We start from the raw sequence: 14,293 nt of genomic DNA, 5'->3' as shown, positions 1-14,293 counted from the left end.
ATGTGCGGGATCGCCGGTCTGTTCGCGCGGGAGGCGCATGCCCAGGTCGATCGCGATCTGCTGGTGCGGATGCGCGACCGGATGGTTCACCGTGGGCCAGACGGCGCGGGGCTGTGGTGCGATGATGGCATAGGGCTGGCGCACCGCCGCCTGTCGGTGATCGACGTAGAGGGATCGCCACAGCCGATGCATTCGCCGGATGGACGCGCGGCAATCGTGTTCAACGGTGAGATCTACAATTATCGCGCGCTGCGCAGCGAGCTGGCCGGGCTGGGTCATGCCTTCCGGACCGAAGGCGATACCGAGGTGATCCTTGCCGCGTGGCGGCAGTGGGGCGCCGACTGCCTCGCCCGTTTCGACGGCATGTTCGCCTTCGCGCTGTACGATCGCGAGCGCCGCCAGCTGTTCCTCGCCCGCGACAGGTTCGGCGTGAAGCCGCTGTTCACCGCACTGCTGCCGGACGGCACGTTTGCCTTTGCCTCGGAGCTTAAGGGCCTGCTGGCGCATCCCGCGCTCGACCGGACGATCGATCCGCTGGCGATCGAGGATTACTTTGCATGGGGCTACGTGCCCGATCACCGATCGATGCTGGCAGGCGTCGATAAGCTGCCCGCCGGCCACTACCGCATCGTCGAACACGGCAAGCCGCCGCACCCGCCCGTGTGCTGGTACGACATCAGTTTCGAGCGGCGCGAGACGATGTCGGCTCAGGAGGAAGCAGAGGCGCTGCGGGCGCATCTCGGCACCGCGGTTGCATCGCGCATGGTCAGTGACGTGCCGATCGGCGCGTTCCTCTCCGGCGGGGTCGACAGTTCCGCCGTGGTCGCGCTGATGGCCGATCGCGCGAGCCAGCCGGTCACCACCTGCTCGATCGGGTTCGACGTGGCGGATCTGGACGAGACGGCGCACGCGCGGCTGATCGCCGAAAAATTCGGCTCCGCGCATCACGAACGGATCGTGGACCCGGCGATGTTCGACCGGATCGACGCGCTGGCGGCGATGTTCGACGAGCCCTTCGCCGATGCCTCCGCCTTGCCGACCGCGGCGGTTTGCGCGCTCGCACGTGAGCATGTGACGGTGGCGTTGTCGGGCGACGGCGCGGACGAGGCCTTTGCGGGCTATCGTCGCCACGTATTCCATGCCGCCGAGGAACGCGCGCGCGGTGCACTGCCGCTGCCGCTTAGGCGAGCGGTGTTCGGCCCGCTCGCCACGCTCTATCCCAAGGCGGACTGGGCCCCGCGCCCCTTGCGCGCCAAGACCACATTCCAGTCGCTCGCCCTCTCGGGGGAGGAGGCGTACGCGCGCGCCCTCGGCGTGATGAGCCCCGAACTTCGCGGGCGGATTTTTTCGCCTGCTATGAAGCGCGAGCTGGGCGGCTATCGTGCCGAGCAGCCGCTGATCGAGCTGATGCGCAATGCACCGGCGCGCAGCGGGCTCGACCGGGCGCAATATGCCGACCTCAAGTTCTGGCTGCCGGGCGACATCCTGACCAAGGTCGACCGCACCAGCATGGCCGTGAGCTTGGAGGCACGTGAGCCGCTGCTCGACCATCATCTGGTCGAACTGGCCGCACGCCTGCCCGATACGCGGCGGGTTTCCGGAGGGCAGGGCAAGCTCGCGCTCAAGCAGGCGATGGAGGGTACGCTGCCGCAGCAGATCCTTTACCGGCCCAAGCAGGGCTTCGTCCTGCCCATCGCGCAGTGGTTCCGCAGCGAGCTGAAAGAGGCGGCGCGTGCGGCGGCGCGCAGCGAGCGGTTGCTCGACACCGGATGGTTCGACGCGGCCGCGCTTTCCCAGCTGGCGGAAGATCATATCGCGGGCCGACGCGATCATGCGCGCGAGCTTTGGCAATTGCTCATGCTGGAGAGAAGCGTGAGTCTTTTGAGCAACAATTAGACTCGGACCATCGCAAAAGTGATTCAAAATGGGCCAGTATGGTAAATAAAGCGTTGCCCGCGACTCCGCCGATCGGTTAGCACTTGCAGCACGGGTCGGATCGTCGCGTCCCGTATGGTGGCAACGGGGGTCTCTATGAATCGCGTGAGCACGAATTTCGAGAGGCACATCATCCTTGATGAGGCGGGCGATCCGATCCTCGCCGAAGATGCACCCCACATTCAACCCGCGCTTTTTGCGCTGGAGGGGCTGCGGGTCGAATACGACGCCGATACCAAGGCCTTGTGGACCAACATGGTGCCAAAGGGCAGGGCCAGCTTCACCCCCGCGATGCTCGCCGATTTCGAACACTGGCAGGATCTGATCGAGGGCAGTTTCGGCCCCGACGACCTGCGTTTCCTCGTCCTTGGCAGCCACGCGCCGGGCGTATTCTGCTACGGCGGCGACCTTGAACTGTTTCGCCAGCTGATCATCGAAGGCGACCGCAAGTCGCTGGTCAGCTACGGGCACCGCTGCTGCCGCATTCTCGACCGCAACATCGCGGGGCTGGGCCTGCCGATCCTGACCATCGGCCTGGTCCAGGGGGCTGCACTGGGCGGTGGGCTGGAGTCATTGCTGTCGTTCGATTTCATCATTGCGGAAGAAAGCGCGACCTTTGGCTTGCCGGAGATCATGTTCGGCCTGTTCCCCGGGATGGGTGCGCATGCGCTGCTCAGCCGGATGATCGGCACCGTCGCGGCGGAGCGGCTGATTACCTCTGCCCGGACGTATACTGCGGCAGAGATGCACGCGCTCGGCCTGGTGCACGAGGTCGTGCCGGACGGGGAGGGTGAGGCTGCGGTGCAACTCTTCATCACCAAGAACAGCCGCCGCCACGCAGGCCTGCTGGGCTCTCGCAAGGCGACCAAGCGGACCTGGAACCTGACGCTGGCCGAACTCAACGAGATTACCGAGCAGTGGGCCGATACCGCGCTCCAACTGACCGAGCGCGATCTCAAGCTGATGGGCCGGCTCGTCGCGCAGCAGCGGCGCGCGGGGCGCACCCCCGTTCCCGCCTGATCTACCGCCGGGGCCGACCCGGCGTCACTCGACCCCGTGGCCGCGCGCCATATAGTCATCGCTCTGCATTTCGCGCAGGCGGCTGACGGTGCGTTCGAATTCGAAGCTGCCTTCGCCCGACGGATAGAGCGCTTCGGGATCGGCCGCAGCGGTCGCGAACAGCTTCACATTATGCTCGTACAGCGCGTCGATCAGCTTGGTGAAGCGGATCGCCTCGTTGCGGTTCTCCGGCGAGAGCACCGGAATGCCGACCACGATCACCGTGTGGTAGGTCCGCGCAATCGTCAGGTAGTCCGCCGCGCCGCGGTTTTCGCCGCACAGCCGCTTGAAGCTGAACACCGCCACGCCTTTGAGGCTCTTGGGCACGTGCAGGCTGCGCCCGCCGCCAAGGTCCAGCTCGCCGCTGGGGACGTGCTCGGCATCGTCGGGGTCGAAATCGGTCAGCCGGAAGAACGCCTCACGCACCTGCGCGGTGGCGGCATCGCCCAGCGGCGTGTGCCAGGTTTCCAGCCCGGCCAGCCGGTCGAGCCGGTAGTCGGTCGGCCCGTCGAGCGAGAGCGTGTCGAGCTTGCGCTCGATCAGCTCGATGAAGGGAATGAACAGCGACCGGTTGAGCCCGTCCTTGTAGAGGTCGTGCGGCGGGCGGTTGCTGGTGGTGACGATCGTGACGCCGTGATCCTCGATCAGCGGGGTGAACAGCCGCGCCATGATCGCCGCATCGGCGGTGTTGTTGACCACCATCTCGTCGAAGGCGAGGCAGCGGACATCCTCTGCGATCCGCGCGGCAACGCGGCGCACGGGGCCTTCCTGCTGCTTCTTGCGCTCTTCGCCGATCATCTTGTCGACCTCGAGCATGAAGGCGTGGAAATGGACCCGGCGCTTGCGCTCGATCGCGAGGCATTCGAAGAACAGGTCCATCAGCATCGACTTGCCGCGCCCGACGCCGCCCCACATGTAGAGCCCGCGCACCGGCTCGCTCTTGCGACCGCGCAGCCGGGCGAGCAGGCCGGGGGCGGAGTGGTCCTCCAGCGCTTCCTGCACCTGAGCCAGCCGCTCGACAGCCGTGCGCTGGTCCGCATCCTCACGCAGTTCGCCCGCCGCAAGCAGCTCTTCGTATCGCGCAACGACGTTGGTCATCTCAGAAGTCACCGGTGAGAGAGTTTGCGCAGAATTCCCGAGTAGGCGGCGACGGTATCGTCGTCCTGCACCACTTCGCCGCGCACGAAGGCGAGCTTGCCCGTCTCGCGGACCAGCTCGGTCATTGCGTCGAGCGGGCGGGTCTTGTCGCCTGCGCCAACGAACTGCGTCGAAAGCTCCAGCGTCACCATCGGGCCGTCGTGGCCGCGGCCCAGCGTCTGCGCGCCGGCAAACAGGGCGATGTCGATCAGGCCCAGAGTGGCCGCTCCGTGGACCATGTCCTGAATATTGGTGTGCTTGTGCTCCGGAATCATCCGCAGCCGGGTATAGCGCCGATCGCCGACCTGCTCGTGGCGAACCTTCAGCGGCCCGAGAACCACGCCGTTATAGCGCGTCGCGTCCTTCAGGTTCCAGCTGAACCAGCCCTCTTCTCCGGGAATCGGGTGGTAATCGACCGGCGCGAATACCCGCTCCATTCAGATCGCGCGCTCGGCCATCATCTTCTTGGTTTCGGCGATAGCCTTGGCCGGGCTGAGGCCCTTGGGGCACACGTTCGCGCAGTTCATGATCGTGTGGCAGCGATACAGACGATACGGGTCTTCCAGCGCATCGAGCCGTTCGCCGGTCATTTCGTCGCGGCTGTCGGCGAGCCAGCGATAGGCCTGCAGCAGGATCGCCGGGCCGAGGAACTTGTCCGAATTCCACCAATAGGACGGGCATGCGGTCGAGCAGCACGCGCACAGGATGCACTCGTACAGCCCGTCGAGCTGCTCGCGCTGCTCGGGGCTCTGCAGCCGTTCCTCGCCGCTCGGCGTCGGGGTCACGGTCTGCAGCCAGGGGCGGATCGAGGCGTATTGCGCGTAGAAGTGGGTGAAATCGGGCACCAGATCCTTCACCACTTCCATGTGCGGCAGCGGGGTGATGCGGATATCGCCCTTCAGATCTTCGATCGCGGTGGTGCAGGCGAGCGCGTTGGACCCGTTGATGTTCATCGCGCACGACCCGCAGATGCCTTCGCGGCAGGAACGGCGGAAGGTCAGCGTCGGGTCGATCTCGTTCTTGATCTTGAACAGCGCGTCGAGGACCATCGGGCCGCACGCATCCAGATCGACCTCGAACCGGTCGTAATGCGGATTGCTGCCGCTGTCCGGGTTGTAGCGGTAGATCTTGAACTTCTTGACGCGGCCAGCCCCCTCGGCGGCGCGGTGCACCTCGCCCTTGTCACGGATCTTGGAATTCTTGGGGAGGGTGAAGGTGGCCATGGCAATGTCCTGAAATCTGCTTGCGTCTCACCTAGCGTTTGCAGCGCAAGGTGCAAGGGTCGTAAAGGGCACAAAAGTGTGCCCTGACACACCTGGCACACTGTCCAGGGGGTGAAAAAGCCGTTGGACCCGGGCGGGCGGGGAAAAATCGGGCGGCATCGAGGAAAGGCTACGGCACTTGGAGCGAGTAGGACAGGGCATTGATCGCGCGATCATCTTCGGCGCAAGCGGGGGAATCGGCGCGGGTCTGGTTGCCGAGCTGATCGCACGCGAGGCGGGCACCGTGTTCGCCGCATCGCGCTCACGGCCCGAAAACCTGCCCGACGGGGCGCAATGGGTGCGTTTCGATCTGGACGATGAAGACACGATCGCTGCAGCCGCCGAGACTGTCGGCGCGCCGGTCGATTGCGCCATCGCTGCCAGCGGCCTGCTGACCCTGCCCGACGGTACGGGACCGGAGCGCAGTTACAAGCAGATCGACGCTGATGCGATGGCGCGGGTGTTCCATCTCAACACGATCGGCCCCGCGCTGGTCGCAAAGCATTTCCTCCCGCTGCTGCCGCGCGACCGGCGCAGCCTCTTCGCGGCGCTCTCCGCGCGGGTCGGCTCGATCGGCGACAACCGGATCGGAGGCTGGCATTCTTACCGCGCGAGCAAGGCGGCGCTGAACATGCTGATCCGCAATTATGCCATCGAGCTGGGGCGTACGCACAGCCAGGCGGTGTGCGTCGCGCTGCATCCCGGCACGGTCGACACGGCGCTGTCGGAGCCGTTTCAGGCCAATCTGCCCGAAGGTCAGCTGACTGCGCCTGCGCAGGCCGCGCGCAATCTGCTCGATGTGCTCGACGGGTTGGGGCCTCAGGACAGCGGCCAGTTGTTCGACTGGGCTGGCAAGCGGGTGGAGTTTTGAGCCACTGGGCTCCTCCCCCTTGAGGGGGAGGTTGGGTGGGGGTGTACGGCGCTTGAGGTGAGGCCGCTCCAAGCCGCGAGCGCCGAACCCCCACCCCCAGCCCCTCCCCAGGGGGAGGGGAGTAAGGTGCGCTAAACCCCCGCGCGCATCGCGGTTTCGATGATGGCGGAGGCGAAGCCTTCCGGGTCGTCTTCCTGAATGAAGTGATGGCCCTTCAGCGTGCGGTGCAACGGATTGCCCTTGGCACCGGGGACGCGCGCCCGGAATTTCGCGTCGCCGCCACGCGTGATCGGGTCCCTGTCGGCAAAGGCGCAGGTGAAGGGTTTCTCGAACCGGTCGAGCACTTCCCACGCCGCCCTCTGATCGGGCACCGCCGGGTTCTGGCCAAGCGGGACGAGCGAGGGGAAGATGCGTGCGCCCGCCTTGCTGCCACGGGTGGGGAAGGGCGCATCGTAGGCCGCGACCTCCGCCTTGCTGAGCGTGCGCGCGGTTGCCTTTTGCAGGATTTTGCCGATCGGAAAGACCGGGCTGTAGCGGGAGAACCTGCGCCACTTGTCGAACGCAGGCGGTGCCGGTTCCCCTGCGGGCAGGCCGCCGTTCGACAGCACCACCGCAGCGAACCTGTCGGGCATGTCCGCCACCAGCCGCAGGCCGACGAGCGAGCCCCAGTCCTGGCAGGCGAGGACGATGTTATCGAGCTCTAGCGCGTCGAGCCAGTCGCGCATCCACGCGACGTGAAGGGCGTAGGAATAGGCACTCTTCTTCGTCAGCTTGTCCGACTTGCCGAAGCCGATCAGATCGGGCGCGAGCACGCGATAGCCCGCTTCGACCACCGGGCCGATCATGTGGCGGTAGAGATAGCACCAGCTCGGTTCGCCATGCATCATCAACACGGGGGGCGCATCGCGCGGCCCCTCGTCCAGATAATGCACGCGAAGGCCTTCGCTGAGCGTGTGGTAATTGGGCCGGAACGGGAAGTCCGGCAGATTGGCGAAACGGCTGTCGGGCGTGCGGTAGGCAAGGCTCATCAATGTCGATCCTTGTGATTATCCTACCGCACGCGTCCGATCATTGCTGGACGCCGAAGGTGGCGCCGATCAGGCCCCGAAGGTCCGCTGCCACCAGCCGCCGCGACGCGGCTTGTCGTCATCGCCGTTGCCGTCATCCGAACCATCGGCGGAGGCCGAGGGTGCCGGGGCCGGAGCGGGTGCGGGTGCAGGTGCCGGGGAGGGCGACTTTTCAGCCGCTTCCTGCGGGTCGGTCGGGGTGTCTTCCGGCCCGGCAACGACCGCGATGTCGTCGGTCAGCTGCGCTTCGGTCTCCTTCTTGGCCGCTGGTTTGGCAGGCGTCTTGCGAGCGCGGGGCTTCCTGGCGGGAGCCTTCTTCTCGCCGGCATCGGCCTGTTCGGCCTTCGCGTCGCTCTGCTCATCGCCTTCGACTGGCTTCTTGGCGCGGCTGCGGCGCTTGGGTGCAGGCTTTTCCTCGGCCTGTTCCTCTGCCTTGTCGTCACCGGTAGCATCCTGCGAAGGCGTGTCCGCCTTCTTGGCGCGGCTGCGACGCTTGGGTGCGGGCTTGTCTTCGGCCCCATCCTTCACGGCATCCGTGCCCGCTTCCTGACTGTCGCCAGCCTCGGTCGGCTGCTCGGCATCGGCCTTCTTGGCGCGGCTGCGGCGCTTGGGCTTGGGCTTGGGCTTCTCGGCGGTCGCAGCATCGGCGGTGGCCGGTGCGTCGTCCGGTCCGGCGACGACGGCCATGTCTTCCACGACATGGTCGGATACGTCCTGCTGAGCCTCGCCGGCGTCGTCCTGCTTCTTGCGTCGACCGCGACCACCGCGGCTGCGACGCTTCTTCGGCTTGTCGTCGCCGTCATCGCTCGACGATTCGTCTGCGCTGTCTTCGCCAGCCCGGTCATCGTCGGACTGCTCTTCGCCGGAGCGGTCGTTCGACCGGTCGTCGGCGTTTTCGCCGTCGTTATCGCGGCGCTTGTTGCGACCGCGACCGCCACGCCGCCGCCGGCGCTTCTTCTTGGGACGGTCGTCGTCATTGTCGCCATCGTCGGAAGACCTGCCGCCCGAGCGGCCCTGATCCTCGTCCTCGGTGTCGCTGTCGTCCGCCTCGTCCTCGAAGTCGTCCTCGGCTTCGTCGATCACGATCGGCTCGAACTTGGGCGCCTCGGTGGGCCGGGGGCCGGAACTGGCGACGCTCATCTTGGCGCCTTCGTCCTCACCTTCGGGCACGATCTCGACCTTGACGCCATAGCGTTCTTCGATCTCGACCAAGTCGGCGCGCTTGGCGTTGAGCAGATAGACCGCAGCTTCGGTGCTGGCCGACAGGGTGATGGTGGTGCCCTTGCCCTTGGCCGCCTCGTCCTCGATCAGGCGCAGCGCGGAGAGACCGGCGCTGGATGCGGTGCGGACCAGGCCGGTGCCGTCGCAGTGCGGGCATTCGCGGGTGGTCGCCTCGAGAACGCCGGTGCGCAGGCGCTGGCGGCTCATTTCCATCAGGCCGAAGCCCGAAATGCGGCCGACCTGAATCCGCGCGCGGTCGTTCTTGAGCGCGTCCTTCATCGTCCGCTCGACCTTACGGATGTTGGAGTTGTGCTCCATGTCGATGAAGTCGATCACGACCAGACCCGCCATGTCGCGCAGACGCAGCTGGCGGGCGATTTCCTTCGCCGCTTCCAGGTTGGTCGCGGTCGCGGTCTGCTCGATCCCGTGCTCCTTGGTGGAGCGGCCCGAGTTGATGTCGATCGACACCAGCGCCTCGGTCGGGTTGATCACCAGATAGCCGCCCGATTTGAGCTGCACGACCGGTTCGTACATCGCGCGCAGCTGGTCTTCCGCGCCGTAGCGCTGGAACATCGGGACCGGGTCCGAATAGGCCTTTACCCGGCGTGCATGGCTGGGCATCAGCAATTTCATGAAGGCGCGGGCGGACTTGTAGCCTTCCTCACCCTCCACCACGACTTCCTCGATCTCGCGATTATAGATGTCGCGGATCGCGCGTTTGATCAGGTCGCTGTCCGAATGGATCAGCGATGGCGCGCTGGAGCCCAGCGTGCGCTCGCGAATCTCGTCCCACAGGCGGGCGAGATAGTCGAAGTCGCGCTTGATCTCGGTCTTGGTGCGGCTGAGCCCTGCGGTGCGCACGATCAGGCCCATGGTGCGCGGCAGGTTGAGATCGCCGACGACCTGCTTGAGACGCTTGCGGTCCGATGCGGAGGAAATCTTGCGGCTGATCCCGCCGCCGTGCGACGAGTTCGGCATCAACACGGTGTAGCGGCCCGCGAGGCTGAGATAGGTGGTCAGCGCCGCACCCTTGTTGCCGCGCTCTTCCTTGACGACCTGCACCAGCAGCACCTGACGGCGCTGGATGACGTCCTGAATCTTGTACCGGCGACGCAGCGCCTGGCGGCGGGCGCGTGCCTCGTCCACTTCCTTGGCGCGACTGCGCGGCTTGCCCTGACCCTGACGGCGCGGACCGCCGCGACCGCGACGCCCGCGGCGGCGGTTGCCACCCTCGGAAGCATCGGCATCGTCGCCATTGCTGTCGTCATCATCGTCGTCGTCATCATCGTCCGAGGAAAGCTGGCCTTCCTCGATCGTGGAGACCTTGTCCTTGTCCGAGGTGTCGATTTCCTCGAGCCCGTCTTCGGCGAGGTCTTCGGCCAGGGCTTCGGCGGATTCATCGTCTTCCGCGTCGTACTCATCGCCGGGCATGTGCCCGGCTTCTTCTTCCTCGGCCCGCAGACGCTCTTCCTCTTCGGCGGCTTCCGCCTCTTCGGCGAGCAGTGCGTCGCGGTCTTCCTTGGGAATCTGGTAATAGTCCGGGTGGATTTCGCTGAAGGCGAGGAACCCGTGCCGGTTGCCGCCGAAATCGACGAAGGCCGCCTGCAGCGAGGGTTCTACCCGCGTAACTTTCGCGAGGTAGATATTGCCCTTGATCTGCTTGTGTTCGGCCGACTCGAAGTCGAATTCTTCTATCCGGTTGCCTTTAAGTACGGCCACACGGGTTTCTTCCGTGTGGCGCGCATCGATAAGCATGCGCTGTGCCATGTCTGTGTCTCCACGCGCTTCGCCTGCGTCAGCCTGGTGGGGCGGTCGCGGCAGGGCGCGCTATCTGTCGTGAAAAATCGCCGGCCTTCGCGGGCCAGGCGGGATGGGAATTCCGCCACCGCCCCGATCGGGGGCATATGGGGAGCGTCTGCGTCTGCGACCAAGCGGACGGCTGCCATGTGCTCGGCCCCGACCATGCGTCCGCCCACCCGGCCTTGCGGCGTGGCAGGATCGAACGGGTGGGGAGTGCGCATTGGTCGCATCAACCTGTTAGTTTGCGGGGTCGGCCATGCAGGGTGTAATCCGAATGGCCGGTCTGTCGTCCCGATCGCGAGCCCAACTGCGAAAGCGGACAACCCGCTGATCGAAAAGGGGCTCGCGCCTCGAGACTGGAAGGGGCTAGCATCGCGCGAAGGGCGCGGCAACTCTATTGCGCAAGCATACCACGTCTATTGCGCAAGCGAGGCGCGACATCTTACTAGGGACAGGGATGGGCCGCTTTTTTCAGATCCTCGCAATTTTCCTGCTGCCGGTGGTGATCGTCGGCGGGGTGTATGTGCTTGGGCTGACCATTCCGGTGCCGCATCTGGGACGCGACTACGTGATCAGCCTGGTGCTGCCGAAGGCGGGCCAGCCGGTCGATCTTCCGACAATCTACGGCCCGCCCGACAATTCGCGCCCGCTGGTTGTGATCGACGCCGGTCACGGCGGGAAGGACCCGGGCACCGTCTCGGGAGACCGGTACGAGAAGGACGTGGTGCTGGAACTGGCGCTGGCGCTGAAGGATCGCCTGATCGAGGAAGGCGGCATCCGCGTGGCGCTGACGCGCGAGGACGATACTTTCCTTGTCCTGCAGGAACGGCCGGAGATCGCGCGGCGGCTCAATGCCGACCTGTTCATCTCGCTCCACGCAGACAGCGCGGGCGATTCCGAAAGCGCGTTCGGGGCCAGCGTCTACACCCTGTCGCGCGAAGCATCGAGCGAGGCCGCGGCGCGGTTCGCCAATCGCGAGAACAATGCCGACCTGCTCAACGGCGTGGTGGTCAGGAACCAGAGCGATCCGGTGAACGACATCCTCGTCGAACTCTCGCAGCGCCGCGTGCAGGAAACCAGCCGCGAGTTCGGCGAGCTGATCGAGCGTGAGGGGAAGGGCAGGCATCGCTTCCATTCGCAGACCCAGCGCTCCGCTGCGCTCGCGGTGCTGCGTGCGCCCGATGTGCCCGCAGTGCTGTTCGAAGTCGGCTTCCTGACCAATCCGGACGATGCCGCGCGGCTATCGTCGGACGAGGGGCGCGAGGAATTTGCCGGTTTTCTTGCCCGCGCGATCCGCGTGTTCTTCGCCCGCCAGTCGGTCGGCTAAACGACCCCGTGCGAATGTTCACCATTGGTTATGGCGGTCTGCGCGAGGAGCGTGCTAAGGGCGCTGCCGCATCATGACCGAGCTATCAGTCGAACATATCCGTTACCGGATCCAGCGTGGATCGCAGGACGCCTTCGCCGAGTTCAAACAGACGTGGCGGGACAACTGGGCGGTCCGCTGGATCGTCTATGGCACGATCGCCTTTCTGGCGCTGGTCGGGATCGCGTGGTTCCTGATCGGACGCGACCTGCCCGATGCGAGCGCGCTGCAGGATTACGAGACGCCGCTGCCCACCGTGGTACGCGGTGCCGATGGCGAGATCGTTGGCAGCTATGCACGCGACCGGCGGGTGCAGCTCGATTACGTCGATTTCCCGCGTCCGCTGGTCAACGCATTCCTCGCCGCCGAGGACGAGACCTTCTGGCGGCACAACGGGGTCGATATTACCGGCACGCTCAACGCGGTGCTCGACTATGCGCGCAAGGCCGGGACGGACGAACGTGCGGTCGGCGGGTCGACCATCACCCAGCAGGTCGCCAAGAACGTGCTGCTGAGCGATGAGTATTCGATCACCCGCAAGCTGAAGGAAATGCTGGTCGCGCGGCGGATCGAACAGACGCTGACCAAGCAGGAAATCATCACCCTCTATCTCAACGAGATTCCGCTCGGCCGGCGCAGCTTCGGCGTGCAGGCGGCGGCGCGCGCCTATTTCGACAAGGATGTCGGCGATCTCGACCTGCATGAGATGGCGTTCCTCTCGATCCTGCCCAAGGCGCCCGAACGCTACGGGCGCTCCAAGTACGAAGAGCTCGCGATCACGCGCCGCAACTACGTGCTCGACAAGATGGCGGAGAATGGCTGGGCGAGCGAGGCCGATGTCGCCGCCGCCAAGGCCAAGCCGCTCGGGCTGACTTCGGGCGCGGCCTCGATCCGCAATGCCGATGCGGGCTATTTCATCGAAGAGGTCCGCCGCCAGCTGCTCGACCGGTTCGGCGAGACGGCGGATGATGGGCCCAACAGCGTTTATGCAGGCGGCTTGTGGGTGCGCACCTCGCTCGACCTCGAATACCAGCAGGCCGCGCGCGATGCGCTGCGCAAGGGAATGCTGCGCTATCACGGCGGCCGCGGATGGAGCGGCCCGGTCGCCACGCTCGACCCCAGCAAGGGCGATCTGGGCAGCCAGCTCGCAAGCGCGAATATCGGGATCAATTACAAGGACTGGCGGGTCGCGGCCTTCACCGGGTCTGGCCAGATCGTATTCTCCGACGGGCAGACCGCCACGCTGAGCGGTGCGCCAAGCTCGCTCAAGGAGGGGGACGTGCTCGCGGTGCGCCCCTCGGGCAATGGCTGGCGGGTGGCGGTTATCCCCGATGCGTCGGGCGGGATCGTGGTCGAAGACCCGCAGACCGGTCGGATCATGGCGATGCAGGGCGGGTGGGACAGCCGCCTGGAAAGCTTCAACCGGGCCACGCAGGCCAACCGCCAGCCGGGCTCGACGGTAAAGCCCTTCGTCTACGCCACCGGGCTGGACAACGGGATGACCCCGGCGACGCAGGTCGATAACAGCAGTTTCTGCGCCTATCAGGGCGCACAGCTCGGCCAGAAATGCGTGCGCGGTGGGCGCGCGGGGACCTATACCCTGCGCTACGGCCTCGAAAATTCGCAGAACGTGATGACCGCCAATATCGCCAACGAGGCGGGCATGCCCAATGTGATCAAGACCTACGAGCGGGTCGGGATTGGATCGTACGAACCCTACATCGCTTTCGCGCTGGGCGCGGGCGAGACGACGGTCGAGAAGATGACCAACGCCTTCTCCACCCTCGCCAATCATGGTCGGCTCAACGATCCGACCGTGATCGATTACGTGCAGGATCGTCGTGGCAAGGTGATCTGGCGTGCCGACCAGCGCGAGTGCGAGGGCTGCAACATGCCCGAGTGGGATGGCTCGGCCATGCCCCGGCCCGGCCCGATGGGGCGGCAGGTGATGGATGCGCGGACCGCGTTCCAGATCACCCACATCCTCGAAGGCGTCGTTAGCCGCGGCACCGCCAAGGTGCTGCGCGGCACCGGCCTGCCGCTGTTTGGCAAGACGGGGACGACCACCGGGCCCAAGGACGTGTGGTTCATCGGTGGTACGCAGCAGCTGATGGTCGGCACCTATCTGGGCTTCGACCGACCGCGCAATATGGGCGGCTATGCGCAAGGTGGCACCATCGCAGCGCCGATCGTGAAGGATTTCATCGAGGAAACGCGCGAGCGGTGGAGCGCCAATCCCCCGGTCGCCCCGGCAGGCGTGCGGATGGTCCGGGTCGAGCGGCGCACCGGTGGCCGGGTGTTCGATGCACCCGCCAGCACCGATGATAACGCAGCGGTTATCTGGGAGGCGTTCAAGCCCGATACCGAACCGCCACGGTCCACCCGCGCATCCGAAATCGCGGCCCAGCGGCAGGAGTTTCTGGACCTGATCCGCCGCGCCCGCAGGGCGAAGAACGAAGCCGCGCTGGCGGCCGAGCGCGAGGAGCCGCCAGAGAGCTTCGTCGAGGAACAGGGCGGGATTTACTGATCCCGCGCCTTGCCATGGGCGCGGCGCGTCCCTAGCGCTGCCTGCCCG

The 14,293-nt window shown here is 65.9% G+C and carries 10 protein-coding genes; 5 read left to right on the top strand and 5 right to left on the bottom strand.

The features are described 5' to 3' along the window. Both K7H93_RS00365 and K7H93_RS00360 read left to right on the top strand, forming a co-directional pair. Positions 1-1,896, top strand: a complete 1,896-nt coding sequence (locus K7H93_RS00365) for an XrtA/PEP-CTERM system amidotransferase (protein WP_230781853.1) — start codon at positions 1-3, stop codon at positions 1,894-1,896. A 135-nt stretch (positions 1,897-2,031) separates the two neighbouring features. Further along, a complete protein-coding gene (locus K7H93_RS00360) occupies positions 2,032-2,955 on the top strand; it encodes a crotonase/enoyl-CoA hydratase family protein (protein WP_230781852.1) in 924 nt (307 codons plus the stop codon). A 24-nt stretch (positions 2,956-2,979) separates the two neighbouring features. Here K7H93_RS00360 and zapE read toward each other — a convergent pair whose 3' ends face one another. The 3 genes from zapE to K7H93_RS00345 are packed head-to-tail and all read right to left on the bottom strand — an operon-like array spanning position 2,980 to position 5,354. Next, positions 2,980-4,092 carry a cell division protein ZapE gene (zapE, locus tag K7H93_RS00355; RefSeq protein ID WP_054525736.1) on the bottom strand — a complete coding sequence of 371 codons (1,113 nt, stop codon included), beginning with the start codon at positions 4,090-4,092 and terminating at the stop codon, positions 2,980-2,982. An 8-nt stretch (positions 4,093-4,100) separates the two neighbouring features. Further along, positions 4,101-4,568 (bottom strand): PaaI family thioesterase, encoded by a 468-nt coding sequence (locus K7H93_RS00350; protein ID WP_230781851.1) that lies wholly within the window; start codon positions 4,566-4,568, stop codon positions 4,101-4,103. Then, positions 4,569-5,354, bottom strand: a complete 786-nt coding sequence (locus K7H93_RS00345; protein ID WP_010237493.1) for a succinate dehydrogenase iron-sulfur subunit — start codon at positions 5,352-5,354, stop codon at positions 4,569-4,571. 178 nt (positions 5,355-5,532) lie between these two features. Between K7H93_RS00345 and K7H93_RS00340 the strand changes: the two genes are divergently transcribed. Continuing rightward, the gene (locus K7H93_RS00340) at positions 5,533-6,264 is read left to right on the top strand and encodes an SDR family NAD(P)-dependent oxidoreductase (protein ID WP_230781850.1); all 732 of its coding nucleotides are present in this window, start codon (positions 5,533-5,535) and stop codon (positions 6,262-6,264) included. Positions 6,265-6,395: 131 nt separating this feature from the next. On the opposite strand, the gene K7H93_RS00335 is transcribed toward K7H93_RS00340, so the two are convergent. Continuing rightward, positions 6,396-7,292: a haloalkane dehalogenase gene (locus tag K7H93_RS00335; RefSeq protein WP_230781849.1), complete on the bottom strand. Its 897-nt coding sequence runs from the start codon at positions 7,290-7,292 to the stop codon at positions 6,396-6,398. A gap of 69 nt (positions 7,293-7,361) precedes the next feature. Next, positions 7,362-10,319, bottom strand: a complete 2,958-nt coding sequence (locus K7H93_RS00330) for an Rne/Rng family ribonuclease (RefSeq protein WP_230781848.1) — start codon at positions 10,317-10,319, stop codon at positions 7,362-7,364. Between the two features lie 490 nt (positions 10,320-10,809). Here K7H93_RS00330 and K7H93_RS00325 point away from each other — a divergent pair, with 490 nt between their 5' ends. Both K7H93_RS00325 and K7H93_RS00320 read left to right on the top strand, forming a co-directional pair. After that, positions 10,810-11,679 carry an N-acetylmuramoyl-L-alanine amidase family protein gene (locus tag K7H93_RS00325; RefSeq protein ID WP_230781847.1) on the top strand — a complete coding sequence of 290 codons (870 nt, stop codon included), beginning with the start codon at positions 10,810-10,812 and terminating at the stop codon, positions 11,677-11,679. Between the two features lie 73 nt (positions 11,680-11,752). Then, on the top strand, positions 11,753-14,245 hold the full coding sequence (locus K7H93_RS00320) for a penicillin-binding protein 1A (protein ID WP_230781845.1): 2,493 nt from the start codon (positions 11,753-11,755) through the stop codon (positions 14,243-14,245). Positions 14,246-14,293: the final 48 nt, after the last annotated feature.

The organism is Citromicrobium bathyomarinum, from assembly GCF_021021475.1.
In the GTDB taxonomy this organism is placed as follows: domain Bacteria; phylum Pseudomonadota; class Alphaproteobacteria; order Sphingomonadales; family Sphingomonadaceae; genus Alteriqipengyuania; species Alteriqipengyuania bathyomarina.
Note: the sequence above shows the minus strand (reverse complement) of the source record. Positions and strands in the feature narration are given on the sequence as shown.